At 61.6% G+C, this 22,357-nt stretch carries 16 protein-coding genes, 2 pseudogenes and 1 riboswitch; of the genes and pseudogenes, 13 read left to right on the top strand and 5 right to left on the bottom strand.

The features are described 5' to 3' along the window. Window positions 1-40 precede the first annotated feature (40 nt). The 8 genes and pseudogenes from TU80_RS03345 to TU80_RS03370 all read left to right on the top strand — a co-directional run bounded on the left by TU80_RS03345 (window position 41) and on the right by TU80_RS03370 (window position 12,572). Window positions 41-5,911 (top strand): NEL-type E3 ubiquitin ligase domain-containing protein, encoded by a 5,871-nt coding sequence (locus tag TU80_RS03345; protein ID WP_057003845.1) that lies wholly within the window; start codon window positions 41-43, stop codon window positions 5,909-5,911. Between the two features lie 106 nt (window positions 5,912-6,017). Then, a complete protein-coding gene (cysM, locus tag TU80_RS03350) occupies window positions 6,018-6,920 on the top strand; it encodes a cysteine synthase CysM (protein WP_017845306.1) in 903 nt (300 codons plus the stop codon). Beyond that, on the top strand, window positions 6,920-8,272 hold the full coding sequence (rlmD, locus tag TU80_RS03355; RefSeq protein WP_057003846.1) for a 23S rRNA (uracil(1939)-C(5))-methyltransferase RlmD: 1,353 nt from the start codon (window positions 6,920-6,922) through the stop codon (window positions 8,270-8,272). Before cysM ends, rlmD begins: the two co-directional genes overlap by 1 nt. Window positions 8,273-8,406: 134 nt before the next feature. Next, entirely contained in the window at window positions 8,407-10,650 is a 2,244-nt protein-coding gene (gene relA, locus TU80_RS03360) for a GTP diphosphokinase (RefSeq protein ID WP_017845308.1), read from the top strand. A gap of 153 nt (window positions 10,651-10,803) precedes the next feature. Next, window positions 10,804-10,887 (top strand): annotated as a pseudogene (locus tag TU80_RS32580) (nucleoside triphosphate pyrophosphohydrolase); the annotation flags it as partial. Continuing rightward, window positions 10,880-11,014 (top strand): annotated as a pseudogene (locus tag TU80_RS33890) (ACT domain-containing protein); the annotation flags it as partial. The pseudogenes TU80_RS32580 and TU80_RS33890, both read left to right, overlap by 8 nt. 153 nt (window positions 11,015-11,167) lie before the next feature. Further along, window positions 11,168-12,001 (top strand): nucleoside triphosphate pyrophosphohydrolase, encoded by an 834-nt coding sequence (mazG, locus tag TU80_RS03365; protein ID WP_017845309.1) that lies wholly within the window; start codon window positions 11,168-11,170, stop codon window positions 11,999-12,001. Between the two features lie 25 nt (window positions 12,002-12,026). Then, the gene (locus tag TU80_RS03370; protein ID WP_017845310.1) at window positions 12,027-12,572 is read left to right on the top strand and encodes a DUF2058 domain-containing protein; all 546 of its coding nucleotides are present in this window, start codon (window positions 12,027-12,029) and stop codon (window positions 12,570-12,572) included. A 91-nt stretch (window positions 12,573-12,663) separates the two neighbouring features. Here the strand turns inward: TU80_RS03370 and TU80_RS03375 are convergent, their stop codons facing one another. From TU80_RS03375 to purM, 4 genes are all read right to left on the bottom strand, one after another. Further along, entirely contained in the window at window positions 12,664-12,852 is a 189-nt protein-coding gene (locus tag TU80_RS03375) for a hypothetical protein (RefSeq protein ID WP_017845315.1), read from the bottom strand. A gap of 279 nt (window positions 12,853-13,131) precedes the next feature. Further along, on the bottom strand, window positions 13,132-13,845 hold the full coding sequence (locus TU80_RS03380; protein WP_046382480.1) for a DUF3108 domain-containing protein: 714 nt from the start codon (window positions 13,843-13,845) through the stop codon (window positions 13,132-13,134). Between the two features lie 8 nt (window positions 13,846-13,853). Next, on the bottom strand, window positions 13,854-14,504 hold the full coding sequence (gene purN, locus TU80_RS03385; RefSeq protein ID WP_017845317.1) for a phosphoribosylglycinamide formyltransferase: 651 nt from the start codon (window positions 14,502-14,504) through the stop codon (window positions 13,854-13,856). After that, window positions 14,504-15,562: a phosphoribosylformylglycinamidine cyclo-ligase gene (purM, locus tag TU80_RS03390; protein WP_017845318.1), complete on the bottom strand. Its 1,059-nt coding sequence runs from the start codon at window positions 15,560-15,562 to the stop codon at window positions 14,504-14,506. Before purM ends, purN begins: the two co-directional genes overlap by 1 nt. A gap of 355 nt (window positions 15,563-15,917) precedes the next feature. Between purM and TU80_RS03395 the strand changes: the two genes are divergently transcribed. The 5 genes from TU80_RS03395 (at window position 15,918) to TU80_RS03415 (ending at window position 20,507) form a co-directional block, all read left to right on the top strand. Further along, entirely contained in the window at window positions 15,918-16,958 is a 1,041-nt protein-coding gene (locus tag TU80_RS03395) for a DUF2066 domain-containing protein (RefSeq protein WP_046382481.1), read from the top strand. Between the two features lie 43 nt (window positions 16,959-17,001). Continuing rightward, window positions 17,002-18,075: an AI-2E family transporter gene (locus TU80_RS03400; RefSeq protein WP_046382482.1), complete on the top strand. Its 1,074-nt coding sequence runs from the start codon at window positions 17,002-17,004 to the stop codon at window positions 18,073-18,075. Window positions 18,076-18,278: 203 nt separating this feature from the next. After that, on the top strand, window positions 18,279-18,983 hold the full coding sequence (gene hda / locus TU80_RS03405; protein WP_017845321.1) for a DnaA regulatory inactivator Hda: 705 nt from the start codon (window positions 18,279-18,281) through the stop codon (window positions 18,981-18,983). A 213-nt stretch (window positions 18,984-19,196) separates the two neighbouring features. Further along, on the top strand, window positions 19,197-19,826 hold the full coding sequence (locus tag TU80_RS03410) for a C40 family peptidase (protein ID WP_046382483.1): 630 nt from the start codon (window positions 19,197-19,199) through the stop codon (window positions 19,824-19,826). A gap of 144 nt (window positions 19,827-19,970) precedes the next feature. After that, the gene (locus TU80_RS03415; RefSeq protein ID WP_017845323.1) at window positions 19,971-20,507 is read left to right on the top strand and encodes a C40 family peptidase; all 537 of its coding nucleotides are present in this window, start codon (window positions 19,971-19,973) and stop codon (window positions 20,505-20,507) included. A 133-nt stretch (window positions 20,508-20,640) separates the two neighbouring features. On the opposite strand, the gene TU80_RS03420 is transcribed toward TU80_RS03415, so the two are convergent. After that, the gene (locus TU80_RS03420) at window positions 20,641-21,954 is read right to left on the bottom strand and encodes a PQQ-dependent sugar dehydrogenase (RefSeq protein WP_057003847.1); all 1,314 of its coding nucleotides are present in this window, start codon (window positions 21,952-21,954) and stop codon (window positions 20,641-20,643) included. Window positions 21,955-22,053: 99 nt separating this feature from the next. Further along, window positions 22,054-22,297: riboswitch (cobalamin riboswitch) on the top strand. Window positions 22,298-22,357: the final 60 nt, after the last annotated feature.

A 22,357-nucleotide genomic window follows, 5' to 3' on the forward strand; every position in this document is an offset into this window, starting at 1 on the left:
GACGGCGAGGCGATAGGCTGAGCTTTTCAGGAGCAGAGCCATGAGCGAGCCGATTACCCCCACACCGCAGGACACGCTGAGCGCTTTTATCGCGCAGCAGCGCGCACCCTTGATGGCCGGCCTGGAGTGGTCAGTCCTGCAAGCCCTGGATGGCTTGAGAGCTGAGTTCGACGGCCTTCTCGGCGGGCTCGATCTTGCCGAAAAACGTGAGTATGTGCGCCTGCAAAGGGCCTGGATCGATGCCCAGCACACCATGGAGCAGGGCATCCGCCAACTCACCGAAGCGTTCGAGCTACATGCCCTGGAGTCGTTGCGCAGCGCGTTGATGACCCTGACCGGCCAGTACATCGACCCCAAGGTGGCGAAGATCAATACCCGCTACCTCAAGCACTCCGGTCGCGTCCGGCGCGAATTGAAAGGCGATGAGATCAAGATCTCTAGCGTGACCTTATGGGACGCCGCCTGTATGAACTATGACGGCCTGACCGGCTGGAGCTACCCCGGCCGCACCGGCCTGGCCGATGCCAGTTACCTCGACAGGAACATCAACGCGACCGCCGGCGAATTCATTGCGCTGGTGCGCCGGCTCGATCTCGGCGGGCAACTGCGTCGCCGTCTCGACCAGGCGCTGCAGGCCAACGCTTCGCTGGGCAGCAGCATCATGCAGTTGGCGAATGCCGAGTTTGAGTTCGCCCTCATCGAGGCCTTGAGAAACACCGAAGCCAGCCGCGTCGACCGGGACAAATACCAGCAGGTGAAACGTGCGCTGGCGGGAGAAGCGCGCTGGGAGCGCGTAGAGGAAATGCTGCTTTTCGTGCCCCATGGGACGGACAACATCAGTTGGTTACCACAATCGATCGGCTTGGTCGGGCATTACGCCGGCCAGCCTCCCGGCGACAGCTTGAGCATTCCCCACATCGTTTTTTCCGTCAGCGGTTGCAAGGGGGCTTTCAGTTTTATCCCGAATCGCCCCGGCGGGTCGCTGCGTCATCATGCCAGCCATCGGCAAGCCTGCGAGGTGTTTCATGCGGAGTTCCATGCGGCCTACCGCGCGGGGCGGGTCGATTGGCTGTATCAGATCATGTGGCTGCGTGACTGTGCGCGACTCAAGCAAATCGGTAAAACCGCGCAGCCGCGTCGCGACCTTGAGGGGTTGGAAAAACTGGTCGACTGGCTGGCCCGTGTCATTCCGAGCGTCAACATCGTCGATAAAGTCGGCTATGTGCGCAACGTCGTGCAAAAGTCCCCGGCGCTGAGTCTGAACGATTTCTATCGCGAACGCAGTCGCGCCAATCTGCAGGAGTTGGCGCACCAGACGCCCGGTTTCATGCCCACCATGATCGAGCTGTTCCAGACCCTGATCGGGGAAATCCTCGATGTGCTGCTGATCCCGGTGCCGGGGGCGTTAAAAGGGTTGGGGCGGGTGAGGGCGTTTGCGATGTTCATAGCGATGGAGCAAGCGTTGGTCGAAGGGGGGCGGCAGGCGCTGCTCGGCGAGCCTGCCGAATTGCTCCAGGGGTTTGCCGACCTTGCCGATTTACTGATCAGTGGTCGATTGCATACGCGTTTGGGGCGCAGCGTGCTGCGTCGCCATCAGCACTTGTATCAACGCTTGTCCCAGCGCTACAGCGCCGTGCCTGAACACCGGCATCTGTCGAGCCCGCAGGTGCTCGAAAGAATGCTCGGCAGCCAGGACGTATTGCCACGGCAAATCGAGATTTTACTCGAAACGAGCGCGACCTCGGCACAGACCTTGAACCAGGTATGGGAGGGCGCGCCGGCGTCGGCGTCTTTGGTCGACGCCGTGCATCGGTTGCGCGCCGACCGGCTGATCGATTGGCTGGCCGCAGACGCCGACCCCAGCCGCCCCGCGCCCGTCGACGCGCTGGACGTCATGGCGCCGCTGCTCACTCAATTGGAGGGTTGGCCGGCGGGAATGTCGTTGAGCATTGAAGACCATCAGGGCCTGGAGGTGCGTCGCTACAACAAGGAGGCAACGCGTGCGACAACCGCAGTGGTTACGCTGACCGCGCTGGAAAATCATGAGTTCGCCTATGCCACGCCGCGCCGCTTCACCGCCCATGTGGCACAGGCCATTGTGGCGTTGGTGCCGACGCTTGTTTCGGGTGACGCGCAGTTGCTTCGCCAGCAATTGGCGACGAAAGCCAAGGCCTTGAGGATCGACCTGTTTGAAGCGCTCACGCGGTTTGCCGACACCTGCCGTGCTGACGCGGTGGGTGCCAGTGCATCGGTACTCAAATTGTTGCCCGAGCGCGTCAGCCCCGACCAGCCCATACCGGCGGTGATTACCCAACTACGGGCCTTGCACCCCGAACTGAGCATGGCGCGGTTGCTCGAGGTGTTGCGCGAACACCCGTTATCGGAGCATCAGCAAACCCAGCTGCTGCAGTCGCAACTGCAACCCGAGGCGCTTTATGACGCATTGCGCGCCGCACGCCTGGTGACGCGCCGCGAAGCCATCGTCGATGGGCTTTTTCATCCGCGCCGATTTGACCGGCAAACCCAGGATTGGGCCGCGCATTTCGCCCACAGCGTACTGCGCGACGGCAGCGCCCAGGCGTTGCTCGTCAGCCCGGCCACGCAAGCGCTGCCCTATGTTTCGCAGGGGGCACAGGACCGCAGCGTGGTGGTCATTGATCAGGGCCAAGGGCGATTTTCGCCGTATTACCACCGTGAGTCGCGCACCGGCGCCATGCTGAGTGGCGCCAACGGTTTCTATCTGGCGATCATGCGCCAGCTGTCCGACGATGACCGGCGTCTACTCGGCTTGAGCGCGGAGCACAGCGTTGCCGACTTTCGGCGTCAGGTCGCTCGCGCCCTGTTGCGCCATCGTGCGCCGGATGGCGCGTTTTATCCCGACCGGCGCGAGATCGCGCACTACGTCAGTCACGTCGATACCGCCCGTATCGCCGCAGAGCCCGATGCCCTTGGCCTTTACCACTTGGGGGCGGAGCGCTACCTGTGGCTGGACGATGCTTATTTCAAGGTGGCGGAGCAGCCATGGCGCCTATTGCACCCGTCCCTGAACGATGCGTATGCCCCGCTGTTGAGCCACAACGGTGCCGGCGCCTGGCGGCACGAATGGGAAAACCCGCTGACGTGGGACGGCGCCAAGGCGTTCCAGCGCCTGGGGCCGTTTACCCGCGCAGTGCCGGCGGATGCCATCGAGCAGATTCAGCAGATAAGCGGGGTGACAGCGGACGTCCTGCGCCGGATACATCTGCGCAATGAGCGCGCGCCGGCAATCGTGGTGGAGACCGTCGAGCGCTTCATGCGGCATCAACGGATCAACACCGGCGTGGATACGGGGCGGGATTTTTTCGACAGGCTGCTCGGCGAGGTCGGTGTCGACAGCGCCGAAACGTTGGTGGGGCCGGCGGCGACCACCCGCGCCGAGCAGGTCGCGGTGCTCGAGGCCGAGGTCGCGCGCAACCGGCCTCACATGGAGCGCCTGTTTTTCAAGGCGCTGGGCCAAAAACAGCAGCCATCGGGCGATCCATTGGCGCAGGTGCTGCAGCGCGATTTTCCCAGTTTGACGGCGGCACTCGCCGAAGAGCTGGTGCGCGACGTCACCGCGCAGGAGCGCCTCAGCCTGCAGGCCGGCCGCATCCCCTTGAGCCTGATGTCGGCCGCGCGTTGGCGGGTGAGCGTCGCGCGCAAGATCAGGGCGCTGGAGGGATTGTATCTGCCGGCTGCAGCGAGTGAAGACACCTCGAGACTGATCCTGCATACATTGCCGGACATCGACGGATGGCCGAACCACCTGCGGGTCGAGGTGTGGGAGCGCGGTCGCCTGATCGATAGCATCGGCCCGGTCGACGGCGCGCTCAGACGGATACTGGAAGCGGTCGACGTGGATTATCAGGCCTACATTCTTCAAGCGAACGGTGAACGGCAACCGACCGGGCGTCCCGGGGCGTTCCTGGCGGTGCTGTTGGACGCGTTACCGTCGATTGAACGTGAAGCGCTGCACTACACCCACGATGCGCTGCGCCGGGAGATCGAACAGCGTTCGCAACGCGCCCTCAGCCTGTTCGACCCACAGCGACGCCCCTGGTACGTCCCGCCACGGCGCCTGGCGGATGGGCGCATGGGTTACCCGTTGAGCGGCGGTGATCATTGGGGTCCGGTGGACCGTGAACACGTCGCCAAGCTGCGGCAGCTGTTTCCGGCGAAAACCGATGAGCAGGCCTTTGCGCTGCTCCAGGGCCTGAGTGATTCCGTCCGAGAGCGGGAAAGCGCGATCAACTTCATGTTCAGAGAGCGCGCCGTCTTGAATGCCAACCTTGAACGATGGTGCCGACAGGGTAAGCCCGAGGACTTGCCCGCACAACGTGAGGCGGCTGCGCGCATTCAGCGCTGCTGGGCTAAAGAAGACTCCGTTCGCGGGGTACCGTATGAACTCATCCTGGATGACTTGGCATTAAATGATTTGCCGCCGCTGGGCGCCTATTTCGGTCATGTAAAACTGTTGAGCCTGAAAAACAATCGGCTGGAAACCATTCCAACCAGTTTTTTCAGGTGTTTTCCGCAGCTTCGCTGGGTGTTTTTCAACGGTAATCATCTGCAGCGCCTTCCCGTCGGGTTGGCACAGCTGGGCTATTTATCGCTGCTCAACCTCTCGAATAATCGGCTCAAGCTTCAACTGGGGGACGTAATACTGCTCGCTGAAATGACCAGCCTGGTGACACTGGATTTATCGGTAAACCCACTGAGACTGGGGCAGCGCTTGAAGCTGCATGGGTTGAAGAAGTTGCGCGTGCTTAACCTGCGCAATACGCAAATTGAAAGCCTGCCCCTTGGCGCCGCCATCTTGCGATCACTGGAGGTCTTTGATTTGCGTGACAATCGAATATCGATCTTGACCAGCCTCGATTTGTTCATTTACCCGAATGTTCATCGAGCGATGAATTTGCAAGGCAACCCGCTTTCACAGGGCTCCCTGCAAATGATGCGCCGCTACCGTGAGTGGCCGGGGCAGGCGGATATCGATTTTGGCCTGGGCGCCCAGCCCGCAGCGGCATCCACACGCCCCGACACATGGTTGGCGGTGCTGCCTTTCGCTGAGGTTCCCCACTACCAGGCACTTTGGGCGCAACTGCAGCAACGCCCGATGTCTGATCGCTTTTTTGAGCTGCTGGCATGTATCGCGGCCTATCCGTCGCTCATCGCCACCGGCTTTCGGGCGCTGCGAGAAGACCTGACGCGCCGCGTGTGGCAGTTGATCGAGAGTGCAACCCATAACGAGCAGCTGGCCGTGATCCTGTTTCAGCACCGCTTCGAGCTCAATCGCGGGGTGGATGGCTGGCTGTTATCACTCAATGCGCTGGAGCTTGAGTTCCTGCCGATCGAACTGCTCGCCCGCGACACGGACGGTGATGCCGCGCCACTCTTGAATTACTTTCGAGCCCTGAAACGGTTGCAGGCCATTGATGAGATGGTGTTGCGTTTCGACCGCCATCAAACGTGGGATGTGGTGAGCAGCATGATCCTTGCCAGCCGCATTGCGTTGGCGCACAGCCTGGATTTACCCCTTGGATTCGAAGAGCGTTTGGCCAGGACACTGGGTGGCCCCAATGCGAACTCAATCACCAGGATGCACGGAATGATCGTGGCCGCCGAAGCTCAGTTCGACTGGCCGGCTTTATTGGTGCAAGCAGAATATTGGCGGCAGTTTCTGGCGCGTAAATACCGATCGAGGTTCGACGCGCGCCTTGGGCAATACGATCGAGAAATGGAGCGTGCGCAGGCGCAAGTCGAAAGTGCGGAGATGAGCGAAGGCGCGTACCTGCTGCTGGTGCGTAAGGTGCAAGCCTTGAGGGCGCACGACGAGGAGCAATTGATTGAGCAACTGACGCGCGAGGAATGGACTCGCTTCGTGACCGGCTGATTGCGTGCTTATGCCTTTAAGCCATAAGCACCGCACTTTGCGTGATATGGCGCGCCAGGCTTTCCCGGTATGATGTTCGCCCCGCAGTCTGGATTGCGAATACGCCATGACCTTGCAGTACCCTACAATCGCCGATTGCGTCGGCAACACGCCCCTGGTCCGCTTGCAACGCATGGCGGGTGAAACCAGCAATACCCTGTTGCTCAAGCTCGAAGGGAACAACCCGGCCGGTTCCGTCAAGGACCGTCCGGCGCTGTCGATGATCACGCGCGCCGAGCTGCGCGGGCAGATCAAGCCGGGCGACACCCTGATCGAAGCCACCTCCGGTAACACCGGGATTGCCCTGGCCATGGCCGCGGCGATCAAGGGTTACAAGATGGTGCTGATCATGCCCGACAATGGCAGCGCCGAGCGCAAGGCCGCGATGACCGCCTACGGTGCCGAATTGGTCCTGGTCAGCCAGGAAGAAGGCATGGAAGGCGCCCGCGACCTCGCCGAGCGCATGGCCGCCGAAGGCCGTGGCCAGGTGCTGGACCAGTTCGCCAACGGCGACAATCCCGAGGCGCACTACACCACCACCGGCCCGGAAATCTGGCGCCAGACCCAGGGCACGATTACCCATTTCGTCAGCTCCATGGGCACCACCGGCACCATCATGGGCAACTCGCGCTACCTCAAGGAGCAGAACCCGGCGATCCAGATCGTCGGCCTGCAACCGATGGAAGGCGCGTCGATCCCCGGGATTCGCCGCTGGCCCGAAGAGTATTTGCCGAAGATCTACAACGCCACGCGCGTGGATCGCATCATCGACATGGCCCAGCGTGAAGCCGAAGACACCACGCGCCGCCTGGCCCGTGAAGAAGGCATCTTCTGCGGTGTGTCCTCCGGCGGCGCCGTGGCCGGCATGTTGCGATTGTCCAAGGAAGTGGAAAACGCGGTGATCGTCGCGATCATCTGTGACCGTGGCGACCGTTACTTGTCGACCGGCATTTTCGACGAACCCAACTGATGGCCAAGCACGAGAGAGGCCTGCGCTTCCAGCCGACGGGCGGCAGCCGTACCCCACAGATTCCGGTGGGCAAGAAGCAACGCCTGACCATCGAGCGCCTGGCCAATGACGGCCGTGGCATCGTGTTCTTTGAAGGCCGCACCTGGTTCGTCAACGGTGCGCTGGCCGGTGAAGAGGTCGAAGCGCGGGTATTGGGCGCCCACGGCAAAGTGGTCGAGGCGCGCACCGAGCGTGTGTTCAAGCCCAGCGAACTACGGCGCCCGGCGCCGTGCGCGCACTTCGGTCGTTGCGGCGGTTGCAGCGTGCAGCACCTGCCCCATGCTGAACAACTTGCCCTGAAACAGCGCATGCTCGCCGAGCAATTGTCGCGTGTGGCAGGGGTCGAACCGCAGGCGTGGGCGGCACCCTTGAGTGGCCCGGAGCTGGGCTATCGGCGTCGCGCCCGCGTGGCGGTGCGCTGGGACGCCAAGGCCAAGACCCTGGAAGTGGGCTTTCGCGCCGTGGCCAGCCAGGACATCGTCGCCATCGACGATTGCCCGGTGCTGGTACAGGCCTTGCAACCGATCATGCAGCGTTTGCCCAACATGCTGCGGCGCTTGAGCAAACCGCAGGCATTGGGGCATGTGGAGCTGTTCAGCGGGTCGTCCATCGCCGTATTGCTGCGCCATATGGCGCCGTTGTCCGACGCCGATCTGCTGATCCTCAAAGAATTCTGCGCCTTCCATGAGGCCCAGTTGTGGCTGCATGGCGAGGGCCAGCCGGAGCCGGTCGAGCCTGACCAGGCCCTGGGTTATCGGTTGGAACCGTGGGATCTGGAGCTGGCGTATCGGCCGGGCGATTTTGTCCAGGTCAACGCCGGGGTCAACGCGGCGATGGTGGCCCAGGCCCTCGAATGGCTGGCGCCGCAAGCCGATGAGCGCGTGCTGGACCTGTTTTGCGGGCTGGGCAACTTCGCCCTGCCACTTGCGCGCCAGGTGCGCGAAGTGGTCGCGGTGGAAGGCGTGCAGGCCATGGTCGAGCGTGCGGCGCTGAATGCCGTCAGCAATAATTTGCATAATGTGCAGTTTTTTCAGGCCGATTTGTCCCAGTCGTTGACTGACGCGGAATGGGCCAAACAGGGCTTTTCTGCGGTACTCTTGGACCCACCTCGCGACGGTGCCCTGGAGGTTGTGCGCAAGCTCGCCAGCCTGGGGGCCAAGCGCCTGGTGTACGTGTCCTGCAATCCGGCGACGCTGGCGCGGGACACGGTTGAGTTGGTCAAGCAGGGTTACCGGCTAAAACGTGCCGGGATCCTCGACATGTTTCCGCAAACCGCGCATGTCGAGGCGATGGCGTTATTTGAGGCGGGCTAGGATGCCCGTTTAATCCGACTGGCCTGCATTCTCCTGGGCCGTGACCTGCCAGGGAGTGTGTGAGCTTTAGTGATAAAGCAGGTCAGCGATGATTTTTGGCGCATCGAAGGTGCGTCGTAGGGAAGGTAAGCAAGATGGTACAGGTGAGAGCACACCAGCCGATCAACACCGACGGCAGTATCAATCTCGAGGCATGGCTGGATCATGCCATCAGTGTCGACCCGGCACTGGACCGTGAAGCCTTGAAAGCAGCCTGCGAGTTCGCTCGTGAGTCTGAACAGCAAGACAATGCGGCCAAGAACCTGTGGGCCGAAGGCACTTCGAGCTTTCGCACCGGCTTGGAAATCGCTGAGATCCTCGCCGATCTCAAGCTCGACCAGGATTCGCTGATCGCTGCCGTGCTCTATCGCGGCGTGCGTGAAGGGCATATCCCGTTGGCCACCGTGGGCCAGCGCTTCGGCTCCGTGGTGGCCAAGCTGATCGACGGCGTGCTGCGCATGGCCGCCATCAGCGCCAGCCTCAGCCCGCGCCAGTCCATGGTGCTGGGCACCCAGGGCCAGGTGGAAAACCTGCGCAAGATGCTGGTGGCGATGGTCGACGACGTGCGCGTCGCCTTGATCAAGCTGGCCGAACGCACCTGCGCGATCCGTGCGGTGAAAACCGCCGACGACGAAAAGCGCAACCGCGTGGCCCGCGAAGTCTTCGACATCTACGCACCGCTGGCGCACCGCCTGGGTATCGGTCATATCAAATGGGAGCTGGAGGACTTGTCCTTCCGCTACCTCGAACCCGACCAATACAAACAGATCGCCACGCTGCTGCATGAGCGCCGGCTCGACCGCGAGCGTTTCATCACCGACGTGATGGGCCAGCTGCGCGCCGAGTTGCAGGCTACCGGCGTCGACGCCGACATCAGCGGCCGCGCCAAGCACATCTATTCGATCTGGCGCAAAATGCAGCGCAAGGGCCTGGCCTTCAGCCAGATCTACGACGTGCGCGCCGTGCGCGTGCTGGTGCCGGAAATGCGCGACTGCTACACCGCGCTCGGTATCGTCCACACCCTGTGGCGGCACATCCCCAAGGAGTTCGACGACTACATCGCCAACCCCAAGGAAAACGGCTATCGCTCGCTGCACACTGCGGTGATCGGCCCCGAGGGCAAGGTGCTGGAAGTGCAGATCCGCACCCACGCCATGCACGAAGAGGCGGAGCTGGGGGTGTGCGCGCACTGGCGCTACAAGGGCACCGACGTCAAGGCCGGGTCCAACCAATACGAAGAGAAGATCTCCTGGCTGCGCCAAGTGCTGGAGTGGCACGAAGAACTCGGCGACATCGGCGGCCTGGCCGAACAACTGCGGGTGGATATCGAGCCGGACCGGGTCTACATCTTCACCCCCGACGGCCACGCCATCGACCTGCCGAAGGGCGCCACGCCGCTGGACTTCGCCTACCGCGTGCACACCGAGATCGGCCACAACTGCCGGGGCGCCAAGATCAACGGGCGCATCGTGCCGCTCAACTACAGCCTGCAGACCGGCGAGCAGGTCGAGATCATCACCAGCAAGCACGGTACGCCGAGCCGCGACTGGCTGAACCCGAACCTGGGTTACATCACCACCTCGCGGGCGCGGGCGAAGATCGTCCACTGGTTCAAGCTGCAGGCGCGCGACCAGAACGTCGCCGCCGGCAAAAGCCTGCTCGAACGCGAACTGGCGCGCCTGGGCCTGCCTCAGGTGGACTTCGACAAGCTGGCCGAAAAGGCCAACATGAAGATCGCCGAAGACATGTTCGCCGCCCTCGGTGCCGGCGACCTGCGCCTGGCGCAACTGGTCAACCTGGCCCAGCAACTGGTGGAGCCGGAACGCGGCAACGAACAGCTGGAACTGATCCCGCGCAAAGCCACCGGCTACAAGCCCGGCAAGCGTGGCGATATCCAGATCCAGGGCGTCGGCAACCTGATGACGCAAATGGCCGGTTGCTGCCAGCCGCTGCCGGGCGACGCCATCGTCGGCTACATCACCCAGGGCCGTGGCGTGAGCATTCACCGCCAGGACTGCGCCTCGGTGCTGCAACTGGGCGGGCGCGAGCCGGAGCGGATCATCCAGGTCAGCTGGGGCCCGGTGCCGGTGCTCACCTATCCGGTGGACATCATCATCCGTGCCTACGACCGTTCCGGTCTGCTGCGCGACGTGTCGCAAGTGCTGCTCAACGAGCGGATCAACGTGCTGGCCGTCAACACCCGCTCGAACAAGGAGGACAACACCGCGTTGATGTCCCTGACCATCGAGATTCCGGGGCTGGACGCGTTGGGGCGGTTGCTGGGGCGGATTTCCCAGTTGCCGAACATCATCGAGACGCGGCGCAACCGTACCCCATGAGCATCTGGATGAACACAGTCTGAAAGGTGGGAGGGGGCTTGCCCCCGAAAGCGGAGTGTCAGGTACCAGATTCTTGGTTGATCCACCGCAATCGGGGGCAAGCCCCCTCCCACAGTTGATCGGCGGTGTTCATACCTGATCGGAAATAGAATGATGTATTCACTTGAAGACCTGCTGCACCTGATGAATCGCCTGCGCGACCCGCAATACGGGTGCCCGTGGGACATCAAGCAAACAGGAGGACAACACCGCGTTGATGTCCCTGACCATCGAGATTCCGGGGCTGGACGCGTTGGGGCGGTTGCTGGGGCGGATTTCCCAGTTGCCGAACATCATCGAGACGCGGCGCAACCGTACCCCATGAGCATCTGGATGAACACAGTCTGAAAAGTGGGAGGGGGCTTGCCCCCGAAAGCGGAGTGTCAGGTACCAGATTCTTGGTTGATCCACCACAATCGGGGGCAAGCCCCCTCCCACAGTTGATCGGCGGTGTTCATACCTGATCGGAAATAGAAAGATGTATTCACTTGAAGACCTGCTGCACCTGATGAATCGCCTGCGCGACCCGCAATACGGGTGCCCGTGGGACATCAAGCAAACCTACGCGAGCATCGTCCCGCACACCCTGGAAGAGGCCTACGAAGTCGCCGACGCCATCGAGCGCGGCGACTTCGATCACCTGCAAGGCGAGTTGGGCGACCTGTTGTTCCAGGTGGTGTATTACAGCCAGCTGGCACAGGAAGAAGGGCGCTTCGAGTTCGCCGGGGTGATCGACAGCATCACCCGCAAGCTGATTCGACGTCATCCCCATGTGTTCCCCACCGGCGATCTGTACGCGCCGCTGGATATCCCGCAACTGAGCGAAGAGCAGGTCAAGACGCGTTGGGAGCAGATCAAGGCCGAGGAGCGCGCGGAAAAGTCCGACGCCCCCGAGCAACTGTCCCTGCTCGACGATGTGCCCACCGCCTTGCCGTCGCTGTCCCGTGCCGCCAAATTGCAGAAGCGCGCCAGCCAGGTCGGTTTCGATTGGCCCGCTGCGTTGCCGGTGGTGGATAACGTGCGCGAAGAGCTGGATGAAGTGCTCGAAGCCATGGCCGATAACGATGCAGTGGCCATCGCCGATGAAGTCGGTGACCTGCTGTTTGCCGCGGTCAACCTGGCCCGTCACCTCAAGGTCGACCCGGAAACCGCCTTGCGCGGTGCCAATGCCAAATTCGAGCGACGTTTCCGATTTATCGAACAGGCATTGCGCGATACGCGTCAATCCATGGAAGATTGCACCCTCGAAGAGTTGGACGCCCTGTGGGGCGAAGCCAAACGCCAGGAAAAGAACGTGTCCAGCTGCGGTTGAGCAGTTGCCTAAGTGAGTAAGCACCATGAGCCTTTCCCTTCGCGACCAGTTGCTCAAAGCAGGTCTGGTCAACCAAAAGCAGGCCAAGCAGGTCGGCAAAGAGAAACAGAAACATCAACGTCTGGTCCACAAAGGCCAGGCCGAGGCCGATGACACCCAGGCACGCCTGGCCCAGGAAGCCATGGCCGAGAAGGTCAAGCGCGACCAGGAGCTGAACCGCCAGCAGCAGGAGAAAGCCGAGGCCAAGGCCCGCACGGCCCAGGTCAAGCAACTGATCGAGACCTCGCGCCTGCCCAAGCTGACCACCGAGGACTACTACAACTTCGTGGATGACAAGAAGGTCAAGCGCCTGTCGGTCAACACGCTGATGCGCAACAAGCTGAGCAACGGCTCCCTGGCGATCGTGCATCACGCCGGCGGTTACGAGGTGATCCCGCGCGAAGCGGCGCTGAAGATCCAGGAGCGCGCGCCGGAGCGTATCGTCCAGCTCAATATCCTCACCGAAAGCCAGGTGCCGGATGAGGATGATCCTTACGCCGCCTACCAGATCCCGGATGATCTGATGTGGTAAGGCTGTAAAACAATAAACCCCGCTCACCGGCGGGGTTTTTGTTTTCAGGCAACCAGGCTGCGTGGGCCTGGCGCCTGAGTCTGGCAAATAGTCAGGAGCTTTGTGCCTGGCGTTTCATCTCAAGGGTTTCGAGCTCGTTTTTATAGTTATGAGCGTCGCTCTCGTTATGAAACATGCCGACCAGCAGGTCTTGTTGGTGTACGTCCCAGATGTGAATCCCATGGCCCAATGCTTCGTGGGACATATGTTCGTCGTCGCGCTCAGTCACTTTTACAGTCATCTGCTTGCTCCAATCTCTGGTTGATCTGCGGCAAGTCGTCGCAGGCATTTGTTATATGTTTTGTTAGCTTGCTAAGTAAACCGATTTTTCCTGCAACAGTCCTTTACAGAAATAGCAACAATTGTGCAGGCCGCGTAAACCGCGACATTGCGCCACAGGCGGCTGGGTTTTATGACAAAAGCTTCATGATTGCGTCAGGCAATAACGGCCTTGCCTGAATATTCCAGGCGAAAAAAAGCCCCGCATTGCGCGAGGCTCTTTTCCAACGTATCAGTTCAATCAGCTGCCTTTGACAGGCTGACCGTCAACCGTGCCGTCTTGCAGCATGATGTTGTATTCCTTGCCGTCGGTTTCCACCTGACGCAGGGCAACCAGGATGCCGCCCCAGTCCTTGGCAAACCACATCTGGGTGATGCGCTTGCTTTGGGTCGGGTCACGCACGCGCTCGACCTTGATCGCGTCGATGGAGCCGGCTTTGGTCTGGACCTTTTCCGGGCCGATCACGCGAAAGTCGTAGGTGTCGACGTCGGTGCCTTCAACCACGTTGTAGCTCATGCTCTTCTTGCCGGCCGCGACATCGCGCTGCAGCGCCAACTGGTAGGTCGACTTGTCGAGCATGCCGCTTTGCAGGGCAACGTTGACCGGGTCTTTGTTTTCAAAGCCGGTGACTTTCTTGGCGGTCTGGTCGAAGTCCAGGTTGATCCTTTTCGCCTTGCCCAGGCCGCCGCGTTCGAAGGTGTAGCTCTTCGGCTGCAGGGCGTCCTTGTCGAATTGGATCACGCTGGTTTCGGTGAGGCTGGCAATCATCATGGAAGCCTTGAAGTTCAAGGTCCAGGTGCCATCGCCATTGTGGGTCAGGCTGCGCTCGGCCGAACCGCTCATGGGCAACTGTTTCCAGTCGGCGGTGTAGCTGGCGGAGAAAGGATGTAAATCTGCTGCTTGCACCGCAGGCAAGGCGAACAGCGCAAAAGCGAAGAGCAAGGCGCGACGCATAAAATCTCCTAGGTTCGAATCAAGTGGCCGCTGGCCGCGAGTAACTGACCGTCCAATAATGCACCCTGTTTACCAAGAATCAACCGCCCCTCGGCAAACCAGCGAACAGCCAGCGGGTAAATCCTGTGTTCCTGCGTATGAACCCGTTGCGCAAGCGTCTGCGCCGAGTCGTCAGACTCTACCGGAACCACTGCCTGTACGACCAGAGGCCCGCCATCGAGTTCCTCGGTGACAAAATGCACGCTGCAGCCATGCTCGCTGTCGCCCGCGTCGAGGGCGCGCTGATGGGTGTGCATGCCTTTGTACTTGGGCAGCAGGGAAGGGTGGATATTCAACAGCCGCCCAGCGTAGTGCCGCACGAAATCAGCGCTGAGGATACGCATGAAGCCGGCCAGTACCACGAGTTTGGGGTTGAAGGCGTCGATCAGTTCGACCAGGGCGCTGTCGAAGGCCTCGCGACCTTCGAAAGCCTTGTGATCCAGGGTGCGCGTGGCAATGCCTGCCTCCCTGGCGCGTTGCAGGCCATAGGCGTCGCTGCGGTTGGAGATCACCGCAGCGATGCGCGCCGGGCTGTCGCCGGTGCGCGTGCTGTCGATCAGGGCCTGCAAGTTACTGCCGGTGCCGGAGAGCAGCACCACGACATCACAGGTTGCAGACATCAGTGCGCCTTAAGGTTCTTCAGTTCAACCTGAGCCGCGCCTTCGGCGGCAGCAGCGATCTGGCCGATGACCCAAGGCTGTTCGCCGGCTTCGCGCAGCACGTTCAACGCGCTTTCCACGTGCTCTTGCGCCACGCAGATCACCATGCCCACGCCGCAGTTCAGCACGCGGTGCATTTCGGTTTCGTTGACGTTGCCTTTCTCTTGCAGCCAGTCGAATACCGCAGGACGCTGCCAGCTGGCCACGTCGACAATCGCCTGGGCGCCTTTGGGCAGGACGCGCGGGATGTTGTCCAGCAGGCCGCCGCCGGTGATGTGGGCCATGGCTTTGACCGCGCCGGTGTCCTTGATCAGCTTGAGCAGTGGCTTGACGTAGATGCGTGTCGGCGCCATCAGCAGGTCGGTCAGGGGCTTGCCGTCGAGCTGGATGTTCTCGATGTCGGCGCCGGACACTTCGATGATCTTGCGGATCAGCGAGTAGCCGTTGGAGTGCGGGCCGGACGACGGCAGGGCGAGCAGGGCGTCGCCGGCAGCCACTTTGGAGCCGTCGATGATCTCGGCTTTTTCGACCACGCCGACGCAGAAGCCGGCCAGGTCGTAGTCTTCGCCTTCGTACATGCCTGGCATTTCAGCGGTTTCGCCGCCGACCAGAGAGCAACCCGACAATTCGCAGCCGGCGCCGATGCCGGTGACCACTTGGGTCGCGGTTTCGACGTTGAGCTTGCCGGTGGCGTAGTAGTCCAGGAAGAACAACGGCTCGGCGCCGCACACCACCAGGTCGTTGACGCACATGGCGACCAGGTCGATGCCGATGCTGTCGTGTTTGTTCAGGTTCAGGGCCAGGCGCAGTTTGGTGCCCACGCCGTCGGTGCCGGAAACCAGCACGGGCTGTTTGTAGCCGGCCGGGATTTCACAGAGGGCGCCAAAACCGCCCAGGCCACCCATGACTTCGGGGCGCGCAGTGCGCTTGGCGACGCTCTTGATGCGTTCGACCAATGCTTCACCGGCGTCGATGTCTACACCGGCGTCCTTGTAGCTCAGGGAGGGTTGCTTGCTCATGATCCAGGCCTTTAGGGGGGATTCAGGGGTAACGACCGATTGGGCAAGGGCTCTTGTGAAAAGGCCCAGCCATTGACGGTCTGCGAAGGCGCGCGATTTTATCAGGCTTGAGGGTCAGCGGCCATCCTCGGGCCGACGGGCAGAGCCACATAGATAAAAAAGCCGGTTAAAAAAATGCTAATCGGGTCTGCCCAGCTCCGTATTAAGGTATAGCCTTGAACCCGCTATCGTTATGACAGTAGGAAAACTTACCGAGACCCCGTGAATGTTTTACCGATCGCTGTGGTCACAGCCTTGGCAAACCGAGATCACGCGGTCTGTTCCAGCCGCTAATTTTGTCGTTCGGGAATCTTCCATGCGTCTGTGTAATGTGTTTTTTGTAGGCTGCTTGTCGTTGGTCAGCCTGGCGAGTCATGCCGAAACCCTCAATGGCCTTTATCAAGTACTGGAGCCGGTCAGCAGCCAGTCACCGCAAGAACGCGACCAGGCGACCCAGCGCGCCGTACAGACCCTGGTGATCCGCCTCACTGGCGACGCCAAGGCCGCCGAAGGCCCCGGCCTGGCGGCGGTGCGCAAGGACCCGCAACAAATCATCACGCAATACGGCTACGACGCCGGCCCGCCGGAAAGCCTGCAAGTGGATTTCGACCCCGTCAGCACCGATCGCGCGTTGCGTGAGGCCGGCTTGTCGATCTGGGGCAGCAATCGGCCGTCGATCCTGGGTTGGTGGCTGAATGACTCTACCGACGGCAGCAACCTGGTCGGGGATGGCCAGGCCGTCGCGCAGGCGCTGCGCCGTGCGGCGCAACATCGCGGCTTGCCGCTGCGCCTGCCGTTGGGGGATTTGGATGAACAGGTGGTCGCCACCGCGCCCAACCTCGAAAGCGCGGACGCCACGCCGTTGCGTGCAGCCTCGGAACGCTACGGCGCCGATGCGATGCTCGCAGTGCATGCGCGCCAGGAGGGCAGCCAATGGCAGGCCAAATGGCGCCTGTGGTTGGGCGACAAGAGCGAGCAGGGCACCGCGCAAGGCGCCGACACCGCGGCCGTGGCCGATGCCGTGATGCTGGCGGTCAGCCAGAAACTGGCGCCGCGCTTTGTGGTCAAGCCGGGCGCGAGCACCGAGCAATTGCTCGAAGTGCAGGGCATGACCCTGGAGCGCTACGCCGCGTTGGGCCACTTGCTCGAGCCGTTTGGCGGCCAGCCGCAGCGCGTGGATGGCAATCGTATTGTGTATCGCGTCAATGGCAGCGCCGATCAGTTGCGTACTCAACTGAGCCTGGCCAGGTTGCAGGAGATTCCCCCGGGTGAAGCACTGGCTGCGCAACCGCCAGTGGACGGCACGCAGCCGGTCGCCGCCCCTGAGCCGCAGGCGCAACTGCGTTTTCGTTGGTAAATGTTCTGCTTTATATAGCAGCCGATAAAAGATGGAGTGGTGTATGGCGGATACGCGTCGTTGGGTGTGGCTTGGCGGGATCGCCCTGCTGTGCGTTTTTGTGTTCTTGCTGCATTCGATCCTGACGCCGTTCCTGGTCGCGCTGTTGCTCGCCTATCTGTTCGATCCCGTGGTGGATCGCCTGGAGAAAGCCGGCCTGTCGCGGACTTTGGGGGTGGTCACGGTGTTTGCGCTGTTTACGCTGATCATCACGGCGTTGGTGCTGGTGCTGGTGCCGATGCTGGCCAAGCAGTTGTTCCGTCTGTATGAACTGGCGCCGCAGATGCTCGACTGGCTGCAGCACACGGCGATGCCGTGGGCCCAGGCCAAGCTGGGGCTGGCGGATGGCTTCTGGAAGTTCGACAAGGTCAAGGCTGCGATCAGCGAGCATATGGGCCAGACCACCGACATCGTCGGCGTGGTTCTCAGCCAGGCCACGGCATCCAGCCTGGCGCTGATCGGCTGGCTGACCAATCTGGTGTTGATCCCGGTGGTGGCGTTCTACCTGTTGCGGGACTGGGACATCATGATGGCCAAGATCCGCAGCCTGCTGCCGCGTGACCGTGAAGCGCGCATCGTGTCCCTGGCCGGGGAGTGTCATGAGGTCTTGGGGGCGTTCGTGCGCGGCCAGCTGCTGGTGATGCTGGCCCTGGGGATTATCTATGCCGCCGGCTTGATGGCGATCGGCCTGGAGCTGGGCCTGTTGATTGGCTTGATTGCCGGTCTGGCCGCGATCGTGCCGTACATGGGCTTTGTGATCGGTATCGGTGCGGCGCTGGTGGCCGGGCTGTTCCAGTTTGGCGGTGACCTGTACCCGATGCTCGGGATTGTCGCGGTGTTCATGGTCGGCCAGGCCCTCGAAGGCATGGTGCTGACCCCATTGCTGGTGGGTGATCGCATCGGCCTGCACCCGGTCGCGGTGATCTTTGCGATCCTGGCTGGCGGTGAGTTGTTCGGCTTTACCGGCATCCTGCTCGCGCTGCCGGTGGCGGCGGTGATCATGGTGCTGGTGCGTCATGTCCACGATCTGTACAAGGATTCGGACATGTACGGGGGCGTTGAAGACCCCGATTTGTAATCGCAGCGTCACAAACCCGGCCCAGGCCGGGTTTGTTGTTTCTGGCGCTGTGGCGTCAAACAATTTGCGTAAATCCAACAAGTTAACGCAAACCTTTGATTTTGCTTATGGTCTGCTGCATTGTGCGCCCGGCGTCACGGGTATAAACTTTGCAAACTTTTCACAGAGGCCACTAACGGTTCGATCGGAGCCGTTCAGTCAGCATGAAACCGATTCAGCTGCCCTTAGGTGTGCGTCTGCGTGACGACGCCACCTTTATCAATTACTACCCAGGCGCCAACGCCGCAGCACTCGGCTATGTCGAGCGGCTCTGCGAAGCCGACGCCGGGTGGACTGAAAGCCTGATCTACCTGTGGGGCAAGCAAGGCGTGGGGCGCACCCACCTGTTGCAGGCCGCGTGCCTGCGCTTCGAGCAGATGGGCGAACCGGCGGTTTACCTGCCGTTGGCGGAGTTGATGGACCGCGGGATCGGGATTTTCGACAACCTCGAACAATACGAACTGGTGTGCCTGGACGATCTGCAGGCCGTCGCCGGCAAGGCGGATTGGGAAGAGGCGCTGTTTCATCTGTTCAACCGCCTGCGCGACAGCGGGCGCCGCCTGCTGATCGCGGCTTCGACCTCGCCCCGTGAGTTGCCGGTCAAGCTGGCCGACCTCAAGTCGCGCCTGACCCTGGCGCTGATCTTCCAGATGCGCCCGCTGTCCGACGAGGACAAATTGCGTGCCCTGCAATTGCGTGCATCCCGTCGCGGCCTGCACCTCACCGACGAGGTCGGGCACTTTATCCTCACCCGCGGCACCCGCAGCATGAGCGCATTGTTCGATTTGCTCGAGCAGCTCGATCAGGCCTCTTTGCAGGCCCAGCGCAAGCTGACGATTCCCTTCCTCAAGGAAACCCTCGGCTGGTAGCCGGCCCTTGTGTTTCGGGGGCTTCGGCAAATTTCAGGCGCCAGGAAACCTGCGTTTTGGCCGGCTTGACCACGCAAAACACGCGCAAAGGGTATTAAGGGCTTAGATGTCATAACGCAAACAGTAAGTCACATGGATCACGATTGAATTTGCAAATCGATGTGATAGAAGGCATAGTCTCGACTTCTTTACACATCAGCCACGGTCGTGCCCATGCTAAATCGCTTCGCACCCCTCGTGCCTCTCGCACTTGTCGCTCTGTTGTTTGGTTGCGCCTCCCACCCTCAACAAGTGGCCGAGCAGCACAATCAACAGTATAAAAATCAGGCAAAATTCGTTGCTGCGCAGTCTTCCACTGTTTATGAGGAAGAGCTGGCAACCGAAAAAGAACTGGCCGCCTTCGCTGGCAACAAGCCTTATCAGCTTCCCGTTCTGGCCGACAGCATCCTCGAACGCGGCATGTCCCTGATCGGGACCCGTTACCGTTTCGGCGGTACCTCTGAAGCCGGTTTTGATTGCAGCGGTTTTATCGGTTACCTGTTTCGCGAAGAAGCTGGCATGAACCTGCCACGCTCCACCCGCGAAATGATCAACGTGAATGCACCGTTGGTCGCGCGTAACAACCTCAAGCCTGGGGATCTGCTTTTCTTCAGTACCAGTGGCCGCGGTCGCGTCAGTCACGCCGGTATCTACCTGGGCGATAACCAGTTTATCCACTCCAGCAGCCGCCGCAGCGGTGGTGTTCGAGTCGACAGCCTGGGCGACAGCTACTGGAGCAAAACCTTCATCGAAGCCAAGCGCGCACTTGCCATGGCCCCGACGACGATTACCGCTAGCAAGTAAAGTTAAAGTGATACTTGAAGTTTGACGTGTAAGCGCTAGAATCTCTGGACATTGTTGTAATCCGTTCGCGCAAGCCATGCTTGCGCGTTCTGGTTTTCAGCGTTCGGCAGCGAAAGCCGCATCCAGACCAGGATTGTTCTGCACATGTCGACCTCGGCCCGCCTGATTCTTATTGTTTGCGCCGCGCTGCTCAGCGCCTGCGCAAGCCGCCCGCAGCCTGCGCCCGTAGCGGCCAAGCCTAAACCAGTGTTCAACTATTCCAGCCAGAGTTCGCCTGTCGCTGAAGACGTGCTGTTCCGCGCGCTGGGCCTGGTCGGTACGCCTTATCGTTGGGGCGGCAATACGCCGGACTCCGGTTTCGATTGCAGCGGGTTGATCGGGTTTGTCTACCGTGATGCCGCGGGTATCTCTCTGCCGCGCACCACGCGCGAACTGATCGTGATGCGCGCCCAGGACGTCAGCGCACAGAACCTGCAAACCGGTGACCTGCTGTTCTTCGCCACGGGTGGCGGCTCGCAGGTCAGCCACGCCGGGATCTATGTCGGCGAAGGGCGCTTTGTGCATGCGCCGCAGACGGGCGGTACGGTGAAGCTGGACACCTTGTCCAAAGCCTACTGGCAGAACGCCTACCTGAGCGCCAAGCGCGTGTTGCCGGCTGAGCACTTGGCCCGCAACCCCTAAGCCAAAGCAGGATCCAAATGTGGGAGGGAGCTTGCTCCCGATGAGGGCGTGTCAGTCCATGCATTCAGTGACTGACCCACCGCTATCGTGGGCAAGTCGAATCGTCGCACCGCCCCTCCCACATTTGTAATAGTTACTTAGCCGCAGAAACCCGCCACACCTTATTCCCCACATCGTCCGCCACCAGCAAATCACCCTGCTTGTCGATGACCACGCCAACCGGTCGTCCCATGGCTTGTTCTTCGCTGTTGAGGAACCCAGTCAGCACGTCCGCTGGCGGCCCCTTCGGTTTGCCGCCCTCGAACGGTACGAAGATCACCTTGTAGCCGCTGTGCGGCTTGCGGTTCCACGAGCCGTGCTGGCCGATAAACGCGCCGTTGATAAAGGGCGCCGGGAGTTTGCTGCCCTCGGCGAAGGTCAGGCCCAGCGAGGCGGTATGTGGGCCTACGGCGTAGTCCGGCGCAATGGCTTTGGCCACCAGGTCCGGGTTCTGCGGTGTGACGCGTACATCCACGTGCTGCCCGTAATAGCTGAAGGGCCAGCCATAAAAGGCGCCATCCTGGACCGAGGTGATGTAGTCCGGCACCAGGTCGCTGCCGATCTCGTCGCGCTCGTTCACTGCCGTCCACAGCTTGCCGCTCTGCGGTTCCCAGGCCATGCCGTTCGGGTTGCGCAGGCCGGAGGCGAAGATACGGTGCTGGCCGCTGGCGCGGTCGACTTCCCAGATCGCCGCGCGGCCTTGTTCCGCTTCCAGGCCGTTCTCGGCGACGTTGCTGTTGGAACCGACGCTCACATACAACTTGCTGCCGTCCTTGCTGGCCACCACGTTTTTCGTCCAGTGATGGTTGATGCTGCCCGCTGGCAGGTCGATGACCTTGCTGCCGGCGGCCTTGATCGCGGTTTCGCCGGTCTGATAGGGAAAGCGCAACAGCTTGTCCGAATCGGCCACGTACAGGTCATTGCCCACCAGCGTCATGCCGAAGGGCGAGTTGAGGTTTTCCAGGAACACGGTGCGGGTCTCCGCGACCCCGTCATGGTCGGCATCGCGCAGCAGGGTGATGCGGTTCGGGCTCGGCACACCGGCACCGGCGCGGCCCATGACTTTTTGCATCACCCAACCCCGCAGGCCTTTGGCGTCGTCCGGCTTGGGCGGCGCGTTGGTTTCCGCCACCAGCACATCGCCATTGGGCAGTACATACAGCCAGCGCGGGTGGTCCAGGCCTTCGGCGAACGCCGCCACTTGGGTGCCGGCGGCGGCCGTGGGCTGGGTGCCCGCCGGCCAGCCGATGGCCGGAGCGATGTTCACGGTGGGGATCAGGGTCTTGTTCGGCTCCGGCAGCTGCGGTGAAGGCCCGGTGCCATCGGACACCTTCAGGGTCGAGCTTTCCCCGCAGGCGGCGAGGGTGCCCGCGAGCATGATCAGTAAGGCGAGTCTTGTTTTATGCATGGTTTTCTCCTGGATGCCTGTAAGGGTAGAGGCGCCCGATGCGGCGATGGTTCAAGTGCAAGGCCAGCTTTAATTGACGCTCCACCCCCAACCCACTAACCTTCGCCGCTTGTTCCAGGTGCTCTGTGACCCACGGGTCGACTGAGTGAAACAGGGAAGCCGGTGAGTGAGCGCACTTGTACACAGTGCTGCCGCGATTCCGGCGCTGCCCCCGCAACGGTAAATGAGTCAAGACGGTGCTGTTTGCCACTGTATCGCCTGCGATATGGGAAGGCGCGCCGTCGGCGTGCGCTCTAGCGCGCCACTCATGAGCCCGGAGACCGGCCTGGATCATCCAACAGCATCACGGTGGGCGATGCTTGGCTGTCTGTTGTTGTTTTTTCCTGCCCGCCGTTTTTTGTCC

It is taken from the genome of Pseudomonas veronii, from assembly GCF_001439695.1.
Lineage (GTDB): Bacteria > Pseudomonadota > Gammaproteobacteria > Pseudomonadales > Pseudomonadaceae > Aquipseudomonas > Aquipseudomonas veronii.